The sequence below is a fragment of the Polynucleobacter sp. KF022 genome (assembly GCF_027924105.1).
GTDB lineage: Bacteria > Pseudomonadota > Gammaproteobacteria > Burkholderiales > Burkholderiaceae > Polynucleobacter.
The window spans coordinates 1,434,051-1,453,370 of the sequence record NZ_AP026972.1; the positions used below are offsets into that span (position 1 = coordinate 1,434,051).

The 19,320-nt window shown below is 43.0% G+C and carries 23 protein-coding genes; 10 read left to right on the forward strand and 13 right to left on the reverse strand.

Going from position 1 to position 19,320, the window contains the following annotated elements:
- Positions 1-143: 143 nt before the first annotated feature.
- From PKF022_RS07480 to PKF022_RS07495, 4 genes are all read left to right on the forward strand, one after another.
- Positions 144-821 (forward strand): DUF1345 domain-containing protein, encoded by a 678-nt coding sequence (locus tag PKF022_RS07480; RefSeq protein ID WP_281776435.1) that lies wholly within the window; start codon positions 144-146, stop codon positions 819-821.
- A 279-nt stretch (positions 822-1,100) separates the two neighbouring features.
- Entirely contained in the window at positions 1,101-1,664 is a 564-nt protein-coding gene (ahpC, locus tag PKF022_RS07485; RefSeq protein ID WP_215347302.1) for an alkyl hydroperoxide reductase subunit C, read from the forward strand.
- 98 nt (positions 1,665-1,762) lie between these two features.
- Positions 1,763-3,340 carry an alkyl hydroperoxide reductase subunit F gene (ahpF, locus tag PKF022_RS07490; RefSeq protein ID WP_281776436.1) on the forward strand — a complete coding sequence of 526 codons (1,578 nt, stop codon included), beginning with the start codon at positions 1,763-1,765 and terminating at the stop codon, positions 3,338-3,340.
- 142 nt (positions 3,341-3,482) lie between these two features.
- Positions 3,483-4,118 carry an NAD(P)H-dependent oxidoreductase gene (locus PKF022_RS07495; protein WP_281776437.1) on the forward strand — a complete coding sequence of 212 codons (636 nt, stop codon included), beginning with the start codon at positions 3,483-3,485 and terminating at the stop codon, positions 4,116-4,118.
- A 71-nt stretch (positions 4,119-4,189) separates the two neighbouring features.
- Here the strand turns inward: PKF022_RS07495 and PKF022_RS07500 are convergent, their stop codons facing one another.
- The 4 genes from PKF022_RS07500 to PKF022_RS07515 all read right to left on the reverse strand — a co-directional run bounded on the left by PKF022_RS07500 (position 4,190) and on the right by PKF022_RS07515 (position 8,671).
- Entirely contained in the window at positions 4,190-4,765 is a 576-nt protein-coding gene (locus PKF022_RS07500) for a phasin family protein (RefSeq protein ID WP_281776438.1), read from the reverse strand.
- A 234-nt stretch (positions 4,766-4,999) separates the two neighbouring features.
- Positions 5,000-5,695: a nitroreductase gene (locus PKF022_RS07505; RefSeq protein WP_281776439.1), complete on the reverse strand. Its 696-nt coding sequence runs from the start codon at positions 5,693-5,695 to the stop codon at positions 5,000-5,002.
- A gap of 33 nt (positions 5,696-5,728) precedes the next feature.
- Positions 5,729-7,924, reverse strand: coding sequence for an OsmC domain/YcaO domain-containing protein (locus PKF022_RS07510; RefSeq protein ID WP_281776440.1), 2,196 nt, complete (start codon positions 7,922-7,924; stop codon positions 5,729-5,731).
- Between the two features lie 93 nt (positions 7,925-8,017).
- On the reverse strand, positions 8,018-8,671 hold the full coding sequence (locus tag PKF022_RS07515) for a cupin domain-containing protein (RefSeq protein WP_281776441.1): 654 nt from the start codon (positions 8,669-8,671) through the stop codon (positions 8,018-8,020).
- 151 nt (positions 8,672-8,822) lie between these two features.
- Here PKF022_RS07515 and PKF022_RS07520 point away from each other — a divergent pair, with 151 nt between their 5' ends.
- Positions 8,823-9,518 (forward strand): SDR family NAD(P)-dependent oxidoreductase, encoded by a 696-nt coding sequence (locus tag PKF022_RS07520; protein WP_281776442.1) that lies wholly within the window; start codon positions 8,823-8,825, stop codon positions 9,516-9,518.
- A gap of 24 nt (positions 9,519-9,542) precedes the next feature.
- Here the strand turns inward: PKF022_RS07520 and PKF022_RS07525 are convergent, their stop codons facing one another.
- The 3 genes from PKF022_RS07525 to PKF022_RS07535 are packed head-to-tail and all read right to left on the reverse strand — an operon-like array spanning position 9,543 to position 12,825.
- The gene (locus PKF022_RS07525) at positions 9,543-10,802 is read right to left on the reverse strand and encodes a DASH family cryptochrome (protein WP_281776443.1); all 1,260 of its coding nucleotides are present in this window, start codon (positions 10,800-10,802) and stop codon (positions 9,543-9,545) included.
- 8 nt (positions 10,803-10,810) lie between these two features.
- Positions 10,811-12,205, reverse strand: coding sequence for an exonuclease domain-containing protein (locus PKF022_RS07530; protein ID WP_281776444.1), 1,395 nt, complete (start codon positions 12,203-12,205; stop codon positions 10,811-10,813).
- A 50-nt stretch (positions 12,206-12,255) separates the two neighbouring features.
- Positions 12,256-12,825 carry an Rrf2 family transcriptional regulator gene (locus tag PKF022_RS07535; RefSeq protein WP_281776445.1) on the reverse strand — a complete coding sequence of 190 codons (570 nt, stop codon included), beginning with the start codon at positions 12,823-12,825 and terminating at the stop codon, positions 12,256-12,258.
- Positions 12,826-12,959: 134 nt separating this feature from the next.
- On the opposite strand from PKF022_RS07535, the gene PKF022_RS07540 reads away from it, so the two are divergent.
- Positions 12,960-13,406 (forward strand): hypothetical protein, encoded by a 447-nt coding sequence (locus tag PKF022_RS07540; protein WP_281776446.1) that lies wholly within the window; start codon positions 12,960-12,962, stop codon positions 13,404-13,406.
- On the opposite strand, the gene PKF022_RS07545 is transcribed toward PKF022_RS07540, so the two are convergent.
- The gene (locus tag PKF022_RS07545; RefSeq protein ID WP_281776447.1) at positions 13,398-13,826 is read right to left on the reverse strand and encodes a DUF2244 domain-containing protein; all 429 of its coding nucleotides are present in this window, start codon (positions 13,824-13,826) and stop codon (positions 13,398-13,400) included. The two genes, PKF022_RS07540 and PKF022_RS07545, sit on opposite strands and share 9 nt — an antisense overlap.
- A 25-nt stretch (positions 13,827-13,851) precedes the next feature.
- Positions 13,852-13,998 (reverse strand): hypothetical protein, encoded by a 147-nt coding sequence (locus tag PKF022_RS07550; RefSeq protein ID WP_281776448.1) that lies wholly within the window; start codon positions 13,996-13,998, stop codon positions 13,852-13,854.
- Positions 13,999-14,131: 133 nt separating this feature from the next.
- On the opposite strand from PKF022_RS07550, the gene PKF022_RS07555 reads away from it, so the two are divergent.
- Entirely contained in the window at positions 14,132-14,776 is a 645-nt protein-coding gene (locus PKF022_RS07555) for an LON peptidase substrate-binding domain-containing protein (RefSeq protein WP_281776449.1), read from the forward strand.
- A 4-nt stretch (positions 14,777-14,780) separates the two neighbouring features.
- Positions 14,781-15,641, forward strand: a complete 861-nt coding sequence (locus tag PKF022_RS07560) for an oxygenase MpaB family protein (protein WP_281776450.1) — start codon at positions 14,781-14,783, stop codon at positions 15,639-15,641.
- 33 nt (positions 15,642-15,674) lie between these two features.
- On the opposite strand, the gene PKF022_RS07565 is transcribed toward PKF022_RS07560, so the two are convergent.
- Entirely contained in the window at positions 15,675-15,848 is a 174-nt protein-coding gene (locus PKF022_RS07565; RefSeq protein WP_281776451.1) for a hypothetical protein, read from the reverse strand.
- 54 nt (positions 15,849-15,902) lie between these two features.
- On the opposite strand from PKF022_RS07565, the gene PKF022_RS07570 reads away from it, so the two are divergent.
- Complete coding sequence (locus tag PKF022_RS07570; protein ID WP_281776452.1) at positions 15,903-16,295, forward strand: dihydroneopterin aldolase; 393 nt, start codon at positions 15,903-15,905, stop codon at positions 16,293-16,295.
- A 110-nt stretch (positions 16,296-16,405) separates the two neighbouring features.
- The gene (locus PKF022_RS07575) at positions 16,406-16,978 is read left to right on the forward strand and encodes a histidine phosphatase family protein (RefSeq protein WP_281776453.1); all 573 of its coding nucleotides are present in this window, start codon (positions 16,406-16,408) and stop codon (positions 16,976-16,978) included.
- A gap of 204 nt (positions 16,979-17,182) precedes the next feature.
- On the opposite strand, the gene PKF022_RS07580 is transcribed toward PKF022_RS07575, so the two are convergent.
- The 3 genes from PKF022_RS07580 to PKF022_RS07590 form a co-directional block, all read right to left on the reverse strand.
- Positions 17,183-17,893 carry a hypothetical protein gene (locus PKF022_RS07580; RefSeq protein ID WP_281776454.1) on the reverse strand — a complete coding sequence of 237 codons (711 nt, stop codon included), beginning with the start codon at positions 17,891-17,893 and terminating at the stop codon, positions 17,183-17,185.
- Positions 17,880-18,668 carry a hypothetical protein gene (locus PKF022_RS07585; protein ID WP_281776455.1) on the reverse strand — a complete coding sequence of 263 codons (789 nt, stop codon included), beginning with the start codon at positions 18,666-18,668 and terminating at the stop codon, positions 17,880-17,882. The genes PKF022_RS07580 and PKF022_RS07585 overlap by 14 nt, the downstream gene beginning before the upstream one ends.
- A 270-nt stretch (positions 18,669-18,938) precedes the next feature.
- Complete coding sequence (locus PKF022_RS07590) at positions 18,939-19,277, reverse strand: hypothetical protein (protein WP_281776456.1); 339 nt, start codon at positions 19,275-19,277, stop codon at positions 18,939-18,941.
- Positions 19,278-19,320 lie beyond the last annotated feature (43 nt).

The following is a 19,320-nucleotide window of genomic DNA, read 5'->3' on the forward strand; positions in this document are numbered from 1 at the left end:
TAGACTCCAACTTCTGATATTTGATCGCACTCTACAATCCTTTACTTGATTCGGCTTATTTACATTTTCCATCACAATACAATCATCACAAAGTGCAATCCCGTAGATGCTAGAAACTATTTTAAGCGCATACTAGAGTCACTATGAAAGCAACTTACTGGACGCAACACTGGCACCACATCAGCGCTACCTCAAGACTGATTACTGTTGCAATCATTGGTTGTGGGACATTTTTCCTACTTTCTTCTAGCTTATCTTCTACCGTCAGCCTAGCTCTCTCTTGGGCATCAGCAGGAGGTCTTTATTTAGCCCTCAGCTACATCATGATGTTTTTTTCGACCCAAGAAAATATATTGGCTCTCTCCAAGAAAGAGGACGATGGTGCCGCCATCATTTTGCTTATTATTATTTTGGCAGCGGCTGCAAGCCTGATCACTATTGTGATTATTCTCTCAGACATTAAAACACTCCCTATTCATTTGGCCATTCGTCACGTTTGCCTAGTACTGGGAACATATGCAATCTCTTGGTTATTCGTTCACACGGCTTTTGCCTTGCACTATGCTCACGCTTACTACCAGGAGTTTAAAAAAACCAAGGAAGTGCCATTACTATTTGTCGGCAAGCAAAAACCTACTTATGTAGATTTTCTGTATTTCTCCATCGTGATCGGCATGACTTGCCAGACTGCTGACGTCAATATTGCTAGCTCTAGAATCCGGTTTTTAGTCATGATTCAAGGAATGACTGCTTTTGTATTTAATGCTTCCTTACTTGCATTAGCCATTAATCTGATTGCAGGAGTGGTTGCTTTTACTTAGTCTTAATAAGGAATGGAGAGCGCCTACCAATGCGAGTGCCCTCATATTTTCAATTAGGCACTACACTGCCGAATCTTTTAAAACCCTAAAAGACCAATACCTACTAAAAAGTGTGATTTAGGCCGCCCCGAGCGGGAAAAAGCCCTTTGAATCCAATTATCTATAAATTCGATCATAAATATCAAATTTATTCATTAGACAAATAAAGAACTGAGGTTCAAAATTCATCCAGTTGTATTAGTTACCAAAGAATTGATTAACCAAAACAAGGAGCACAGTATGTCCATTATTAATACCGCAGTTCAACCCTTCAAAACCGAAGCTTTCCACAATGGCAAGTTTGTAACCATTACTGACGAAAGCCTCAAGGGTCACTGGTCTGTTCTGATTTTTATGCCAGCAGCATTTACTTTCAACTGCCCAACAGAAATTGAAGATGCGGCTGAGAACTATCCTGAATTCCAAAAAATGGGTGCTGAAGTGTATATCGTCACAACTGATACCCATTTCTCACACAAAGTTTGGCACGAGACATCTCCTGCTGTTGGTAAAGCAAAGTTCCCACTTGTTGGCGATCCAACACATACATTGACAAATGCTTTTGGTGTTCACATTCCTGAAGCAGGCTTGGCATTGCGTGGCACTTTCATTATCAATCCAGAGGGCGTGATTAAGACTGCAGAAATTCACTCTAACGAAATCGCACGTGACGTTTCTGAAACATTGCGCAAGCTGAAAGCTGCACAGTACACAGCTGCACATCCAGGCGAAGTTTGCCCAGCTAAGTGGAAAGAAGGCGCAGCAACATTGACTCCTTCTTTGGATCTCGTAGGCAAGATCTAAGAAATAGCTCTAATCAATAGACTCTCTTCGGAGAGTCTATTGGAGAGGACAAGATCCTGCCCAATAGACTCACCTAAAAAATTACCAAGGAAATCATCATGCTCGATACCAATATCAAATCACAGCTAAAAGTGTATTTTGAAAAGATTGTTAGCCCTATCGTTCTCGTTGCTAGCCTAGATGACGGTGACAGCTCAAAGCAGATGCTTGAACTCTTAAATGAAGTGGCTGAGCAATCTGACAAGATAACCGTTAAAACGGATGGAAAAGCTACGCACACACCTAGCTTTACCGTCAGCAAGCTTGATCAAGAAGCGCGCATTACTTTTGCGGGCCTGCCAATGGGTCATGAAATGACCTCTTTCATCTTGGCAATTTTGCAAGCAAGTGGCTACCCAGCAAAAGTTGAGCAAGAGATTATTGATCGCATCACTAAGCTAGATAGCAAACTCAGCTTCCAAACATTTATCTCTTTGTCATGCCATAACTGCCCTGATGTTGTTCAAGCACTCAATCTCATGGCAGCCCTCAATCCAAACGTTACCCATGAAATGGTTGATGGTGCACTCTATCAAGGATTGGTTGACCAATTCCAAATCATGGCTGTACCAACCGTGATCTTAAATGGCGAAGTATTTGGTCAAGGCCGTATGAGTGTTGAAGAGATTGTGGCTAAGCTCGATACTGCAAGCCCTAAAGAAGAAGCCGCAAAACTCTCTACCAAAGATCCATATGACGTTTTAGTCATTGGCGGTGGACCCGCTGGTTCAGCTGCAGCGATCTATGCAGCCCGCAAAGGCATCCGCACCGGAATTGTGGCAGAGCGCTTTGGCGGCCAAGTCATGGATACCATGGGTATTGAAAACTTCATCTCCGTAAAAGAGACTGAGGGACCTAAGCTGGTTCAAGCGCTTGAGCAACATGTCAAGAGCTATGAAGTCGACATTATGAATTTGCAACGCGCTAATGCATTGCGTAAAACTGCCAATGGACTTGAGGTTGAACTGGTTAATGGTGCAGTACTTAAAAGTAAGTCAGTTATTTTGAGTACTGGTGCTCGCTGGAGAGAAATGAATGTTCCTGGCGAACAAGAGTACCGTGGCAAAGGTGTTGCCTACTGCCCTCACTGCGACGGCCCTTTATTCAAAGGCAAGCGTGTTGCTGTCATTGGTGGTGGTAACTCTGGCGTTGAAGCTGCAATTGATTTAGCTGGCATTGTGAGCCACGTCACCTTAATTGAGTTTGATAGCAAATTACGCGCTGATGCAGTGCTTCAGAAGAAAATGGCTAGTCTGCCAAATGTAACCGTCATCATGAGCGCCCTTACCAAAGAAGTATTGGGTGCAGGTGGCAAGGTCAATGGCTTGCGCTACCAAGATCGCACCAATAATTCTGAGCATACGCTTGAGCTTGAAGGTATCTTTGTGCAAATTGGCTTACTGCCAAATACAGATTGGCTCAAAGGCACCCTTGAGTTGTCAAAACATGGTGAAGTCATTGTGGATACAAAAGGTGAAACTTCTTTACCTGGTGTATTTGCAGCAGGTGATTGCACGACGGTTCCCTATAAGCAAATCATCATCGCCATGGGCGAAGGTGCCAAGGCTTCTCTCGGAGCATTTGATTACCTCATTCGCTCATCAGTTACTGAACCAGAAGAAGCGCTTGCTGCTTAATTTGACCTAAAGAATCGATAGCAAAACTAAGGGGTCTACGGACCCCTTTTTACATGAACATGAATAACCAGCTATTCAGGTAATGGGGATATAAATTACACTGAATTATCTTTTTATATTCACCAATACCAAAGGAATCAGAATGAGCTTAATTGAGAAACTACAGTGGCGTTATGCAACCAAAAAAATGGACTCTACCAAATCTGTACCCCATGAAAAGGTAGAGCAAATTCTGGAAGCGATTCGCCTCACTGCGAGCTCCAGTGGATTACAGCCATACGAGGTACTGGTCATTACCAATAAAGCTATTCGCGAAAAGATTAAGGCGATTGCTTGGGATCAAACTCAAATTGTCGACTCTTCTCATTTACTTGTTTTTGCAGCCTGGGATACCTACACAGCAGATCGCATTAATCAATCGTTTGATATGACCGAGAAGATTCGCAACTTTAAAAGTGAAGCTGGTGATATCTATCGTCAAAAGCTACTTAGCGGCTATACAGCACGAGATACTGAAACCAATTACACGCATGCTGCAAAACAAGCTTATATCGGACTTGGCACCGCACTCATTGCAGCTGCTTACGAGCAAGTAGACTCCACGCCAATGGAGGGATTTGATGCTGCAGCTCTAGATGAAATTCTCAACCTCAAAGAAAAGGGTCTGCGCAGCGTGGTCATGCTGCCATTAGGCTACAGAAAAGCCGATGAGGATTGGTTGGTGAGCCTGAAAAAAGTCAGAAAGCCCAAGGAAAGTTTTATTACTTGGATTGAATAAGCAATCTCATTCCCGGGAAAACAAAAGCCACCCGAAGGTGGCTTTTTTTAACACTAAAACTAATCAGCTAATTAAGCAGAAGCTTTACGGCTCTTAGCAGCTGGCTTAGCAACAGCGTATTGACCTTGAATGTTTGCCATAGCAGCATCTACACTCTTCTCAAAGTTAGCAAATGCGTCAGTTGCAGATGCGCGAACTTGATCGAACTGTTGGAGTGAAGACTCAAATGCAGTTTTGAATGCAGAAACAAATGCCTCAGAACCAGCAGGAGCTGTCTTAGTAGCTTCTTTAACAAACTTAACCAAATCAGCACGTGCGTCATCAATAGAAGCGTCAACTACTTGAGCAACTTCTTTGTTACCGTTACGTACTACTTTGTTTACTTTAGCTTGGTAAGCAGCAGCATATTTAGCAGCTTCTTGAGCAGCTTCTGGCTGAGCCAATTTAGCCAATTGTTGTGGATCTTTGATTGCTAACAATTGTGAACTTGTATCTTGAGCAGCAACCAAAGCGTCTTTAGCAGCAGCTTGGTTGATTTCAGCTAATTCTTGAGCGCTTTCAACAGCAACTTGTGCCAAATGCTTAGCGTTTTCGATTGCTTTAGCTTGTGCATTAGCAAATTGATCGTTTAATTGAGTTTGAAACATGATTTATCCTAACTTTAAGTAATTGTGGTTTTTTATTGCGATGCACCATTTTAAGAGCCCCATTTTCCAAAAGCAAGATATATTTGTTGCAAAGCAACATATTTTTCACCGACCCGCATTTAAAGGCTTTAAATGAGGTATATCAATAACTTAGATATATGCTCTATAGATTTAAATGCCCAATAATTAGGCAGAAATCGCCAACATTGGCGAAATCTTCTGCGCTAAATACCTCTATTTAACCCAGGTAGTAAATTCCTCGGCAGCGACTCTGGGAGTGCAAAAGGTATTCACCAAGGCATTTTTATCGGCATACCCGAGTGCCATACCGCACACAAGCATCTCATTCTCCTTAGCGCCAATAGCGGGCAAGATGATCTTTGCATAATCATTCCATGCGGCTTGTGGGCAAGTATCTAAGCCCTCGCCTCTTGCAGCGACCATGATGTTTTGCAAGAACATTCCGTAGTCAAGCATTGAGCCTCTGCCAAGCTCCTTGTCGATTGTAAAAAATAAGCATACGGGAGCACCAAATGCTTCAAAGTTTTTGCGATGTTGAGCATGCATCTTATCTTTATCGCCCTTAGTAATTCCTAGAAGCCCATATAAGCCCCAGCCATTTTCACGACGCCTATCGATGTAGGGACTAAACCATTTGGCAGGGTAATACTCATAAGCAGGTTGATATTCTTTTGCTAACTCGGGATTGACGGCAATACCGTCATATGCCGCACACACTTTTTCGCACAAGTCTTTGAGAGCATTGCCTTCTAGGACATAGACTTTCCAGGGCTGAGTATTGGTGCCAGAAGGTGCGCGCGCAGAGATGTTGAGTAATTTGAGAATGACCTCTTTTGAAACATTCTCTTTTGTGAATGCTCGCACTGACATGCGCGATGTAATTGCCTCAGCTGGAGTTAATGCTTTCATCACCGACCTTTGAAAGTTGAATATATTGATTACTTAAAGACTCTTCTTAGCCCGCGCCTGATGCAACTTTCTATAGCTGTCAATCAGACGATGATGTCTATCAAGACCCTCCAGCCCCATACTGGTTGGCGTTAACCCAAAGAAACGAACGCTGCCATCGATAGAGCCAAGCACGGCATCCATACGCGCATCGCCATACATCCGGCGGAAGTTCACTTCGTAATCAGCCATTTCAAGCTTATTGTCTAGCAAGACTTCCAGGGCTGCATCCATTGCCTGGTAAAACAATTTGCGCTCGACCGTATTGTCGTTGTACTGCAAAAAGGCACCCACTAAGTCATGCGCCTCTTCATACTGTTTCAAAGCGAGTTGAATCAGCAGCTTTAATTCAAGCACTGTTAACTGACCCCAAACGGTATTTTCGTCAAACTCGATTCCGATAAGCGTAGCGATGTCACCGTAATCATCAAGCTCATTATTTTCTAAGCGCTCGAGCAGGGATGCTAAGCGTGCATCCTCTAAAGAGGATAAATTCAGTATGTCATCACGGAATAACAGTGCCTTATTAGTGTTATCCCACACAAGATCTTCAATTGGGTAGACCTCAGAATATCCTGGCACCAAAATTCGGCAGGCAGTTGCCCCTAACTCGTCATATACCGCTACATAAACTTCTTTACCGAGCTCTTTGAGGATGCCAAATAAAGTTTCGGCTTCTTTAGCATTAGAATCTTCGCCCTTGCTCGAAAAATCCCAATCTACAAATTCACAATCTGACTTTGCGCTAAAGAAACGCCAAGACACAATGCCGCTGGAGTCAATAAAGTGTTCTACAAAGTTATTAGGCTCAGTTACCGCTTCACTTGCAAATGTAGGTGGTGGCAAATCGTTCAGACCCTCCAAGCTACGACCTTGCAATAACTCCGTCAGACTTCGCTCTAGAGCAACTTCTAAGCTAGGGTGCGCACCAAAAGAGGCAAATACGCCGCCCGTGCGAGGATTCATCAAGGTGACGCACATTACTGGATAGACCCCACCTAGTGATGCATCCTTTACTAGCACCGGAAAGCCTTGCTCTTCTAGACTTTGAATGCCAGCCAAAATACCGGGATATCTCGCCAATACTTCCTGAGGCACATCTGGGAGTGCTATTTCACTTTCGAGTATTTCTCGTTTAACTGCTCTCTCAAAGATTTCTGAAAGACATTGAACTTGGGCTTCAGCAAGCGTATTACCTGCACTCATACCATTACTAACGAAGAGATTTTCAATCAAGTTCGAGGGGAAGTAGACTATCTTGCCATCGGATTGACGAACATAAGGCAATGAACAGATGCCGCGCTGCGCATTACCAGAATTGGTATCCAATAAATGTGATGCGCGCAACTCACCGTCTGGGTTATAGATTTTTAGACAGTACTCATCCAGAATTTCTGTCGGCAACGCATCCTTCTTCCCGGGCTTAAACCATTGTTCGTTGGGGTAATGCACGAATGCTGCATTAGCAATATCCTCACCCCAGTAAGCGCCGGCATAAAAATGGTTATTGCTAAGACGTTCAATGTATTCGCCCAAAGCAGATGCCAGCGCACTCTCCTTGGTAGAGCCTTTGCCATTGGTAAAACACATTGGTGAGTGTGCATCGCGAATATGCAGGGACCAGACATTGGGGATGAGGTTGCGCCATGAGGCGATCTCAATCTTGATGCCGAGATTTGCGAGCAATGCCGACATATTGGCAATCGTTTCTTCCAAAGGAAGATCTTTACCAACAATATGGGTGCTAGTTCCAGCATTGGGTTTTAGAGTCAGCAGGCTCTGTGCATCGGCGTCTAGATTTGCGACTTCTTCAATAACAAACTCAGGTCCTTCCTGCACTACCTTCTTGACTGTACAACGCTCGATAGAGCGCAAAATACCTTGACGGTCCGCAGCAGAAATATCTGCTGGCAATTCAACTTGAATCTTAAAGATCTGTTTATAGCGATTCTCTGGATCAATAATATTATTTTGCGAGAGGCGAATATTCTCAGTAGATAAATTACGAGTCTCACAGTACAACTTCACAAAGTAAGCGGCGCATAACGCCGATGAAGCCAAGAAATAATCAAACGGCCCTGGCGCAGAACCATCACCCTTGTATCGAATGGGTTGATCGGCAATTACCGTAAAGTCATCGAACTTAGCTTCAAGACGCAACTTGTCGAGAAAATTGACCTTAATTTCCATGGGAATGATTCCAAAATAGTGCAAATAATGATGTGAGCACCATTATCCATCGCAATGGCCTTAAGGCGCTGGCACTACTTCAGGTTACTGAAATCAGTCTAATAAGTGGCCGGTCTTCACAAAAATCGTGCAGCCTTCTTTACTAAAGGGCTGATGTAGGCTCATATGAGGACTTCTAATCCAGGAGCCAGCCGGGTAGCGCCCATGCTCATCTTCAAATACACCATCCACCACAAAAATTTCTTCGCCACCATAATGTTTATGGGGATTGAAATAGGTTTGAGGTGCCCATCGCACTAAAGTCGATCCACTACCCTGCGTCATCAGCGGCATCACATTGAGGCCAGGAACCATTCCCTGAAACCAAGGGGCAGTTTTCGTATTCACTATCTCTCGCTTGACTTGATACGGGCCAAGATGACGCAACTTCACAAAAAGCGTACAGCCAGACTGGCTAAATGATGCATGAGAAGATCCAGGCGGATTCATCATATAAGTGCCTGCTGGATAGTCGCCAGTCTCATCACTAAATACGCCATCCAAAACGAATATCTCTTCACCCAATTCATGGGTATGCGCTTGAAATTGAGATCCTGGTTGATAGCGAACAATTGAGGTTGCCTTTGCTACCTCATCACCCATGCGATCAAGCATGCGCCTCTCGACCCCCGGCTCTGGGCTAGGAACCCAAGGTAGGTCATGGTGGCTAATGACAACTCTCTTGCTGTAATCGGAGTGGATATTCACTTATTGCATTTCTCGTCTATAAACAAGAGTAAGCATAGCAAGCAAATGAATGGTTTGCTTGAAAGAAAATTTTGCCGCGTACGCTCATACGTGATCTGCGCTAAAGTCTCCTCAATCTACTCCCATTCATTAAATGATTTAACAGGGCAATATGAGCTTACTTCCCAACCCCTTTCGCGCACTAGTTATTGGCTCTTCCGGCACCATAGGCTCTGCCTTCATGGATCTCTTGAAAGCCAACCCCGCATGCTCAGAGGTTGTCGGCATTCATCGCCACTCTGAATTCCCAATTGATTATCAAAATCTAGAATCTATTGAATCCTGTGCAGCTGCGCTCTCTCAAGTAGCGCCTTTTCAACTCATCATTAATACCATCGGGGTTTTACACACAAATCAGTGGATGCCTGAAAAAAGGCTAGATGACCTCAATGCCGAGCAGCTCATGGAGCTCATGACGGTCAATGCGATTGGTCCCGCACTCACTATTCGCCACTTCTCTAAACTACTTGATCCCAAAAATAGCATTATGGTTACACTATCAGCAAAAGTAGGCAGCATTGAAGATAACCGTCTTGGTGGTTGGTATAGCTATCGCGCCTCTAAGGCTGCACTCAATATGTTGGTGAAGACAACATCGATCGAATGGGGACGCACAAAGCCTAATACCGCCTTAATTGCCATGCACCCTGGTACGGTGAACTCCAGACTCTCAAAGCCATTTCGTGGTGAGCAGATTGGCAGGCCCGCCAATCAAGCCGCAGCTGAGATGTTTAATGTGATTGAGCATCTTCAAAAAGAAGATACAGGAAGCTTTCTGACTTATTCAGGTGAAAAGCTGCCTTGGTAACGGAATAAACGCTTTTTTTAAACTTTAGGGCGCATTTAACCACTTTGATCGATAAGCGCCATCAGGATCATGATCCTGAGCTTGCTTCTTCACATTAAATGGGCGCCCTCCGCGCGGATCTGTGCCTCGCCCTGCTATGTATAGCCAATTACCCTGGTTGCTATACACATCATAGTCAACCAACTGAGATTCAAACCAAGCAGCGCCAGCGCGCCAATCGCCTTTCATGTCATAAATCCAAAAACTTGCCACCACTTGACGCATACGATTGGATAAAAATCCAGTTTCTTGGAGCTCGCGCATCCCAGCATCAATAAAGTCCTCCCCCGTGCATCCAGAAGTCCATTGTTGAAATTTCTTTTCATCAAAGCTATTGAGCACTTTATCAACCAAACCTTGAGGTCGATAGCGTTTAATCCCATACTTAAAATGGAGAAAACGGAAATAGTCTCTCCACAATAATTCAAACCACAGCCAATAAGTTCCATCATTGGCGCCGTATGTTGACTCATAATTTTTTAACTTCTGCGCGATTGTTCTTGACGAGCAACAGCCAAAAGCTAACCATGGAGAAAACTTACTGGAATAATCCATACCGATTAATTGATTACGAGTTTGCTTGTAGGTATCTGGCAAGCGACTCTCAAAGTACTGGTCTATATGGGCTAAAGCACTCAGTTCTCCACCATTAAAAAGAGATTCGACTTGCTTGGCAAATAAACCTTCCTTTAGCTTAGTCGCAATACTCATCAGCGGCAATGGAGGAATGTGATCTGGAGTGGAAATCGGCTCTACATAGAAAAGATTTCTACGCTCAACCTCCTGGCGGAATTTAGTAAATACATCTGGCATTTCCCGCAAATCAAATGGCAAGTCCTTGGGATCAAGCATGCTTGATTGCCAAAATTGCCTAATATTGAAACCCAGATTCTTGATTACATTTACCTCTGCAAGCTCTTCTGGGGCCTGGATTTGCTCGCAATATATAGTGTCGAATGGTGCTTGCTTCCCAAGCAATTGAAAAACCTCTGCAGGCTTGCCGTTGAACTCCAGCAAGGTTGACCCCTGAGTAATTAATTGATGGCGCAGTTCATGTAAAGATTGCTGTAAAAATTCCCTTGAGTGTCTGGCAAATCGAGGAAATCCCCAACTAGTCAGATCATCATTGCTATTCGGATGAATATAGATTGGTAAAAGATAATTAGCGGATGCGCATGCCTCCTTAAATCCGGGGTTATCTCCCAACCGAAGATCATTTCTAAACCAATAGACGATGGTAGACATACCGCTTCTTAACTAAGATGAATCACTTGGTTTTTATACTGTCCGGCTAGTGCTTTTTTAACGATCTTATAAATATCAAGATCGAATTCAGCATCGCCAGTACTTTTGAGCTCAATCAACTCATCCTCATTTATGGCGGTACCCAAATAGCACCATTTATCCAAAACAATCATTTCTCCATTTTCTTTGATGGCTATTGGGCCCTTATAAGGCCAAACCTGCACTCTATATAACTCCATTGCCGTTCTTAACTGCAGATTATGCATTTCAGTTGGCATGATGCCAATGCACGCACCACCACATTGCTTCACTTGATATCCAAAGCAGGCTTTTCCATCAACCGCTTTCTCAAGTCCAAGCAATACTTCGCATAAGCGATATTTTTTGGCAACTGCCTTGAGATATGAATTTGCCTCTCGTTTGTTATAAAACAAACCAAAAAGATTATCTTGAAGGCCTGGCATGAGATCTGCGTGATTCACAAGCGTTGGCTTTAGTACACCACTGGTATCTTTATCAAGACTCCAAGCACAAAGATCCCTTGAGCGACGAAGCTTGATATTCATACTAGGCATACGCTCTTTAATCAGCCTAGACTCCAATATCAAAGCTCCTAGTTCTCCACTAGTTTCAATCCAGTCAATATCTCTCACCTGTAAAGATAATTTCATTTCCTTGCGCTGGGTTAACGAGCCTTGAAAGTGCCCCATCACCCTACTGCGCAGGGAAATACTCTTCCCAATATATAAGGGGGTTCTATTTTCTCCGTAAAAGATATAGCACCCAGGCGCATCAGGTATCGAATCAATCAATTCCTGATCGATGTTCGGTGGCAGACTTGCATTTCCAATTAACTGATTAAGAGCTTCCAACAAGCGCTCCTTACCAACCGCCCTTTCGCAGATTTGCCAAAACTGAAAAAGCAAGTCTGCATCGCCAAGCGCCCTATGTCTAGCGCTGACAGTCAAACTATGCTCACGAATGATAGTGTCTAGATTGTGACGAGCTTGGTTAGGAAATAGAAGTCTTGAGAGTTTGACGGTACACAAGACCTTGGGCTTGAAATCCAAGCCTATTCTTTTAAAAGAGGCCTTAATAAATCCATAATCAAATCGCGCGTTGTGGGCTACAAATATCTTACCTTCGAGCTCTGCCTTTAGGTCTCCGGCAATTTCTTCAAAGCCAGGTTTATCAGACACCATTTGCGGGGAGATCCCAGTGAGTCTTTGAATATTTTGTGGAATATAGACATGGGGGTTGATTAAGCTCTCCCAGATAGCAACTCCGTTATTAGAAAGCGTTTTAATGCCTATTTCTGTAATGCGATCTCTGTCAAAATTCGAACCAGTTGTCTCGATATCAACAAAAGCAAGTGCTGGATAGTCGAACGATTGCTTATTCATAACATTAGAGAATCAGGCAATGGGGGTTACTAGCCCCCTCAACCTAAGCTTTAACTTGGACTGCGATCCAGAAAGTTTGCAAAGTCAAATACAGAATTAGGTCCACGCGGGACATCTTCCACTTTTTTAAATTGCGCCTTCACCACTTTTTGAACCTCACCCTTTTGTCTTTTTTCTTTCTTAGAGTCAAGAGGAGCATAAACAGTTCTCTCGGGTGCTTTTTTTATATCACTAAAGCTGGGCACATAATCTTTGATAGTAGATGCCAAGGTGACGTTGGCCATACAACCAAGCATGTATGCTTCCAAGGACTGGTAAAGCTCTTTGGCAATATCGGATAACTCAACTTTGCGCTTTTTAATGAGATTCATTGCCAGCACAATGTCTTTAATCGTAATTAAGCGAGGGTCTTGAGATAGCACGTAACCCCCTCTGCGACCTTTGGTTCCCCTAACAAAACCCGACTCCCTTAATGGTCGTAATAGAAGCTCAATCCGACTGATAGATAAATTTTGCCTTTTAGCCAGCTCAGGAACGGGCACGGGTTGGCCATTAACCGAATGACTGGCAATATCTACTAGGGTATTCAGGGCGGCTTTTGCTGCTTTAGTGAGGTCCATTTTGAACTTAGCGGAAATGTTAGATTAGCTCTAGTATCAAACTGATTCCAACTTTATGCTGCGGCGCAATTCTTAACCCTATTTACCCTATGGTTGAAAGTACTCAAGACCAATACCAATTTGCATATCGATTTTTGCGATTCATCTCCTACTTACTGTTGGGTGGAGTCATTGCACAATTGTTTAGCTGCTTAAGCGCTTACCTCTTTATTGGTGATACACAGGCGGCAGGCATGGTAGCGCACATAGTGATACAACATTTGTCTTATTACATATTAGGCTGCACTTTTATTGTCTTGAGCCTTGCTAATGTGCTTATCAAAAGAGGTCGACATGACCTCAAGACAATTCGCATCCCCGCTCTCATGTTAATACTAGCTACATCAGCAAGCAGCTTCCTGTTAATACCGCGCATGGATTACTTACGAGAGACAGCATTGCTAGATGGCATGCCTGTAGCACTCTCGCCATTTGCCAATTACTTTGAGATTTTGAATGGATTGACCTTCATCTTGGTCGTAACTCAGATAGTTTGCTGCGGGCTAATGGCGTGGCGCCTTAGTAAGCCCCGCTCAGCCTAGGTAGCGTCTCACCGAGGCAATCAGCGGCAACTGCTGCTCTTGCCTGATAAATTGGCCAATCTCCACGCGTAAGTTTGATTGGCTAATAAAAAATGTTTTTGCATCCTCAAGAGGGGTTTCTATTTTTGCCCACTGAGTATTAAATTCATAAATCTTTTCTTTATAGCCAATAAACTTTTTAACAATCAGGCGCTTACCGTCAATCTCAATGGTCTCACTATCAAGAGCATGTCGGCAATAGATTAGAAATCCGATCGTTACCGCACCAATCTCAACAATCGTAAAAATTGGAATAACCCAGACCCCCGCCAAAAGAAAACCAATTGCTACTACAAAGGAGAGGCATACCAAAGCAATATAAAACTGCAGGAGCTGCTTCGGAGTCAGCGCACAGTTTCTTCGCATTTGCCAAATCTTCATACCAAGTCCACTTACAGAGGATTAATTACTTATTTTTTCGCTCATGGGCTTTTGCTAACTGGTCAGCGCTTCTTTGCTGAAAGTCGACCATGCTGTGGTAACCCATCTGGTAGCACGGGCAATGCTTACCCAAGATCCAGCGGGCTAGCTTGATGCGTAGTTTTTGTACCATTTTGGGTCTCCAAGAATTGAACATCTAATGTAAACGGAAATTAGATTTACTGCAGGCCGTAGAGAAAAACACGGGGGATTTCAGTGGTGAGTGGTCATCAGCAAAAAGCATCCAAATCCATTACATTGATTACATGACTGAATCTAACTCCACCCCACGAAAAATCCCGTTATTCCCTCTTGGAACAGTGCTTTTCCCAGACGGTGTGATCGCACTCAAAATTTTTGAAGCCCGGTACCTTGACATGATTAAGCAATGCTTGCGAGAGAAAACTGAATTCGGCGTGGTTAGCATTATCAAAAATACCAGTAACGATAACGATAGCGAACCTCCTACTTTTGCCAGCATTGGGACCCTAGCATTGATCGAAGACTTTGATCCTGTGCAGCCTGCCTTATACATGACTAAATCATGCGGAACGCAGCGCTTTAAGTTACTAAATAGCACCCAACAAAACAACGGTCTATGGGTTGGTGAAGTGGAGCTGCTGGATAAAGATCCACTCATACCTATTCCTCAAGAACATCAAGGTGTAGCTAAGTTACTAGACGAGATTATTTCTGTCATTCAAAGTGAGGATCTATTGGGCGACGCCCCTTTCAAGAAGCCCTTTAAGACCGATGATTGCGGCTGGGTCTCCAATCGTCTAGCAGAACTCTTGCCAATCTCTCTTGCACAGAAGAATCACCTCCTAGCCCAAACCAATCCGCGAATTAGACTCGATCTCATTACTGAAATCATTGAGGATGATGATTTAAGAAATCTGAAGATGCACTAAACCCATGCTGGATGAGCTGATTCGGAAAACGATTCGAGAAATGGTGGGCGGAAGTGGCCCACCAGTAGCGTTCTTAGTGCCAAAGGGTGACCGTGGTTTATTTGGCCCCGAATCAATAGCCTGGAAGGTGCATGCAGACTTTATTTCCATGATGATTGGTGGCATTAGCTCATTAATTCTTCAGGCACTACATCCACAAGCCTTAGCTGGAGTTTGGGATCATTCTTCATTTAGGGAAGATTTGAAGGGTCGACTCGGTAGAACAGCATTTTTTATTGCGGCTACTACATACGGTCCTACCGATATGGCAGATAACATTATTCAGAAGGTTAATCAGATTCATACCAAAATTACTGGCTTCGATGAATTTGGAAAACCATACTCAGCGACCGATCCACATTTACTAGCTTGGGTACATCTCACAGAAACGCGCAGCTTCATGAGCTCTTTTGAAGTTTACCGAAAAGAAAAATTAAAGCCAAAAGAGAAAGATCAGTATTTTTTAGAAATGAAATCGCTTGGCGAAAGAATGGGTGCCACCGACATTCCAAATACTTATGCAGAAACTGAGAGCGCCATTAGAGCCTTCATACCAGAGCTTTATTTTGGCGACCGGGCTAAGAGCATTATTGATTTACTCGATCATTTCCCAAGCAATCTGACTGCCAAGCCCTTTATCAAGCTTATTAGTCGTGCAGGATTTCTGAATCTTCCTGACTGGGTGTACCCGATTATCAAAAAACCAACGCCCACTTATTTAGAGCGCCTTGCAGTTCAGAAGAGTATCGACCTCATCGCCTACCCTGTGCGTGAAGCACTGAAGGATGGGGTGGCCGCCCACTCCCTGCGTAGAGTGTATGGCTAACTTTTTACAAAAAAGTATTTTAGTCTTGGGTTACTACTCAGATTTAGGCTTATCAGAGGTATTTTCTTGGCTCTTATCCTTTGCCTGCAGGTTCAAACTCGGCGCACTCATTTTTTCACCGTCCCAAACCTGGCCACACCAACACTCTCCAGCATCATTAATGATACAAACGCCGGATCCACAGCAACGCTTATCTGGGGCTTTCATGATTCAAACCTTCTTTCCGATTTACGCCAATAAAAAAAATATCTTGGGAACATTATGACAACTAATGCTTGTATTGAATTAAAAGATCTTAAACTGCAAACGCAAATTGGAACCTATGGCCCGGGCGCTATTGTTCCAAAACAGCATCTTCTCGACTTAACTCTTTGGATAGACCCAAAATTGGTCCTTATCGCAGAAGATGTCATGGAAAATGTATTTGACTATGACCCCTTAGTCATTGAGATTGACCAATTAGCTGGCGATGGTCATTACGAAACCCAAGAAAGGTTGATGACTAGGATCGTTCAAGCTTGCGCAAATTACTCTGAAATTGAGTCTCTTGAAATTGGCCTCAGAAAACTTCCTGCTAGCGCAGGATCAGGATCTTTGGGTGTCCGGCTCCAGATAGATGGCGATACTCTCAATAACATGAGGGATAAAAAGTGACTATCGTAGATTGGATCGTATGAAACTGAGAATTTCATCATAAAGCTCTCGAATTTTGCGTACCAATTTCATACCTATCATCTTAAGCGATTCTCTTTAAAGTAAACATCATGAAAATTGTCTTCTCCTTTTGTATAAGTGCATTACTTGCTATTGTTGCCATGCCAGTAAGCGCAAACCTTGCCAGCAGCCTTAGCGATGGGCAGCATGTTTTACTCATGCGTCATGCAGATGCACCAGGCTACGGAGATCCTTCAGGCTATCAACTAGACAAGTGCTCCACCCAAAGAAATCTGGGTGAAAGAGGCAAGAAGCAAGCAATGCTGATAGGTCAATGGTTAACTAACCAGGGAATTACCTCTGCCAAAGTGATGAGTAGCCCCTGGTGTCGCTGTATTGATACTGCAAAACTACTAAACAAGGGTCAAGTCACTATTGCCCCTGCGCTCGGATCATTCTTTGATGATATGAGCCTAGAAAAAGAGCAAACCCGAAATCTAGAAAAACTCATTCAAGTCCAATTGAATGAAAATCCCAAAACACCACTCATCTTAGTCACGCATCATGTGAATATTCAAGCCTTCACCGGCAAAGTGGTTAACGTTGGAGATATGGTTCTAGCCAAAGTAGATAAGAATGGTAAGTTCTTATCTCAACAAATCCATCCAAGCCCAAGTTTTTAGAATTTTTCTCACGCGCAAAAAAGAAAACCACCCGAAGGTGGTTTTGTATTTCTGGTGGGCCCACCAGGACTTGAACCTGGGACCAAAGGATTATGAGAGCAGAGGACCAAATTGACCGTAGTAAATATAAGGGTCTAGCGTTGGTGAGGCTCGGTGTGTAAGTAAGTGTGTAAGCAAATTTCACTTCTTTGCTGAAAAATACATTTAATTAGCGTATCGAAACTCAACCCAAGTTGGAGAACTAATTCTGCTCCGCATAGCATGGGTTGTTATTCCAAACTCCTCTGCTGCTGCTCGCACCCCAACAAAAGTGCCGCGGGGAGTTACGATAACTTTATCTAGCTTAGGCTCAAATTTAAACTCATCGGGCTTAAAGTACTTGATCCAACTATATATTCTAGTTGGGTGCACCCCATAATGCTCAGCAGCAGCATACACATTTGGAAACCTTCCTTTGGGAGTTAGTACCGCCATTGGAGCCCTTCCATTTTGCTTAGCAACTGCCTTAGTAACCGACTCAGCCTTGATAGTTTTTTTGCGGGGGCGAGCTGGAGTTATGAATGCAAACCCCTCCCTCCCTTTCCGAATCCAATTCGAAATAGTCTGACAAACTACACCATACAATAGAGCCGCATCATTGATGCTGTCACACTCCCCTTTTGGAGTCATTACGCGCCGGGATAAGCGATTCTCTATAGTGCTTCCGAGCAAACTACTGTTCTTATTATTTGTGGCGACTTTAGTGGCAGTTCTTTTTGCGATTGACTCTTCAGACAGCCTTCCATAATGATTCGTATTGAAATTTTGCTTCTTAGTGCTCCATGTAGAAAATTCATCCCACGATACTTTTTTTCCATTTTTTAATTCAACCATGTGATTATTTGTATTCATTATTGTCACCTTATTCATCAACATCGTTTAACAAGCCGCTATCAGCCATGCTCCGCCAATCTTGCGCATTAATTACCATCAATTGGGCTAACTTAACTGCTGTGCGTAAGCTCACTTTATTAAATTTCTCCAAGTTACTTTCGATGTACTCTAACAATAAAAATTGCTGTTGCTTACTTAAATTGAAATTACGTAGCAAATCTTTCTTAGCCACCATGAAGCACAGTTGCTTAAAGCAGCTTTCTTTAGAGCTGTCAGCAACGATGATTTTGTAACTGCGATCTTTTAATGCATCTAGGTGTGCAGATAAATTTCCTCTTGTGTGCCCATCAAAGCCAATATTTGAAATCAAAATTACACTACCTTTGAATTCAAATGAACTTGGAATTCCGACTCCTTTTAGAGGGGTAGTACTTTCCCAGCTAATCTTACGAATAGCAGAAGTATCAATTGCTGCCTTAAGCAAATTAACGCCTTCAATTTTCTTGAAAACTGAATCAATATCATCAAGCACTAATACGCCATTTGCTTCTCTATGAAAATACAAATTTCCATAGAGACTCAGTGGAGTCATATGTCCTTTAACAACCTTGTAATTCCCATTGGCATACTTGTTTAGATAATTTTCTACAGAATGGGTCTTTCCCACCCCTGGAGGGCCATTTACGATTAAATTGTGAATTTTTCCATTAGCAATCTGCTTGATATAAGTTTCTACGTTCGCATAGCGCTTTTCGAGTTCGCTATAGTCTGCATTTTCGTAGCTAGACAAATTACTGGACTTAACTTTCATTAGCATTTACTTCCCCTTATATATTCGAACTATCAACGCGATAATTCATAGGCTCTATATTAGATTTTTGTGATTTTTTACAGTCAAAATAAGCATTTAAAATCGAGTTTGTTAATCACTTATTTCTACCGCAACTCAACGTAAAACCATATACGTAAGATATGCGTTTTGGCCTTCTTTTCGGATCAACAATCAATTCAAATCAAGTTTGTTAATTGCTAGCTTCAATTTAAAAATGCCACCCGAAGGTGGCATTTAGCACTCTAAATGGAAGACTTAACTAATGGAGACTCTTACAGCATCCCCATCCGATTCAACCATTCTTAAAAAACAAGCATAGTCGTCGAAGGTATTGACTATTAAGGCATAGTCATCCTCCCAGTTATTGTCAGCGCATTCAGGGTCATTAAAAGCAATACCAGCCTGCTCAATAATCCACTGCGCCTGTTCAGCCGTAACGGTAAACGTGTCATCAACTTCACAGCTGGAAATGATGACTTTTAACCATTCCGGACCATTGGGATCCCAAAGCATAGAATCCAGCGCATTCAATAATTCAACAGTCATAAAGTGCGTTTGATTTGCAAAAAATGCATTTGTATTTTCATTACTCATTTTTAATTCCTTTTTTAAATAGGGCGGCCAAGAGTGGCACAAC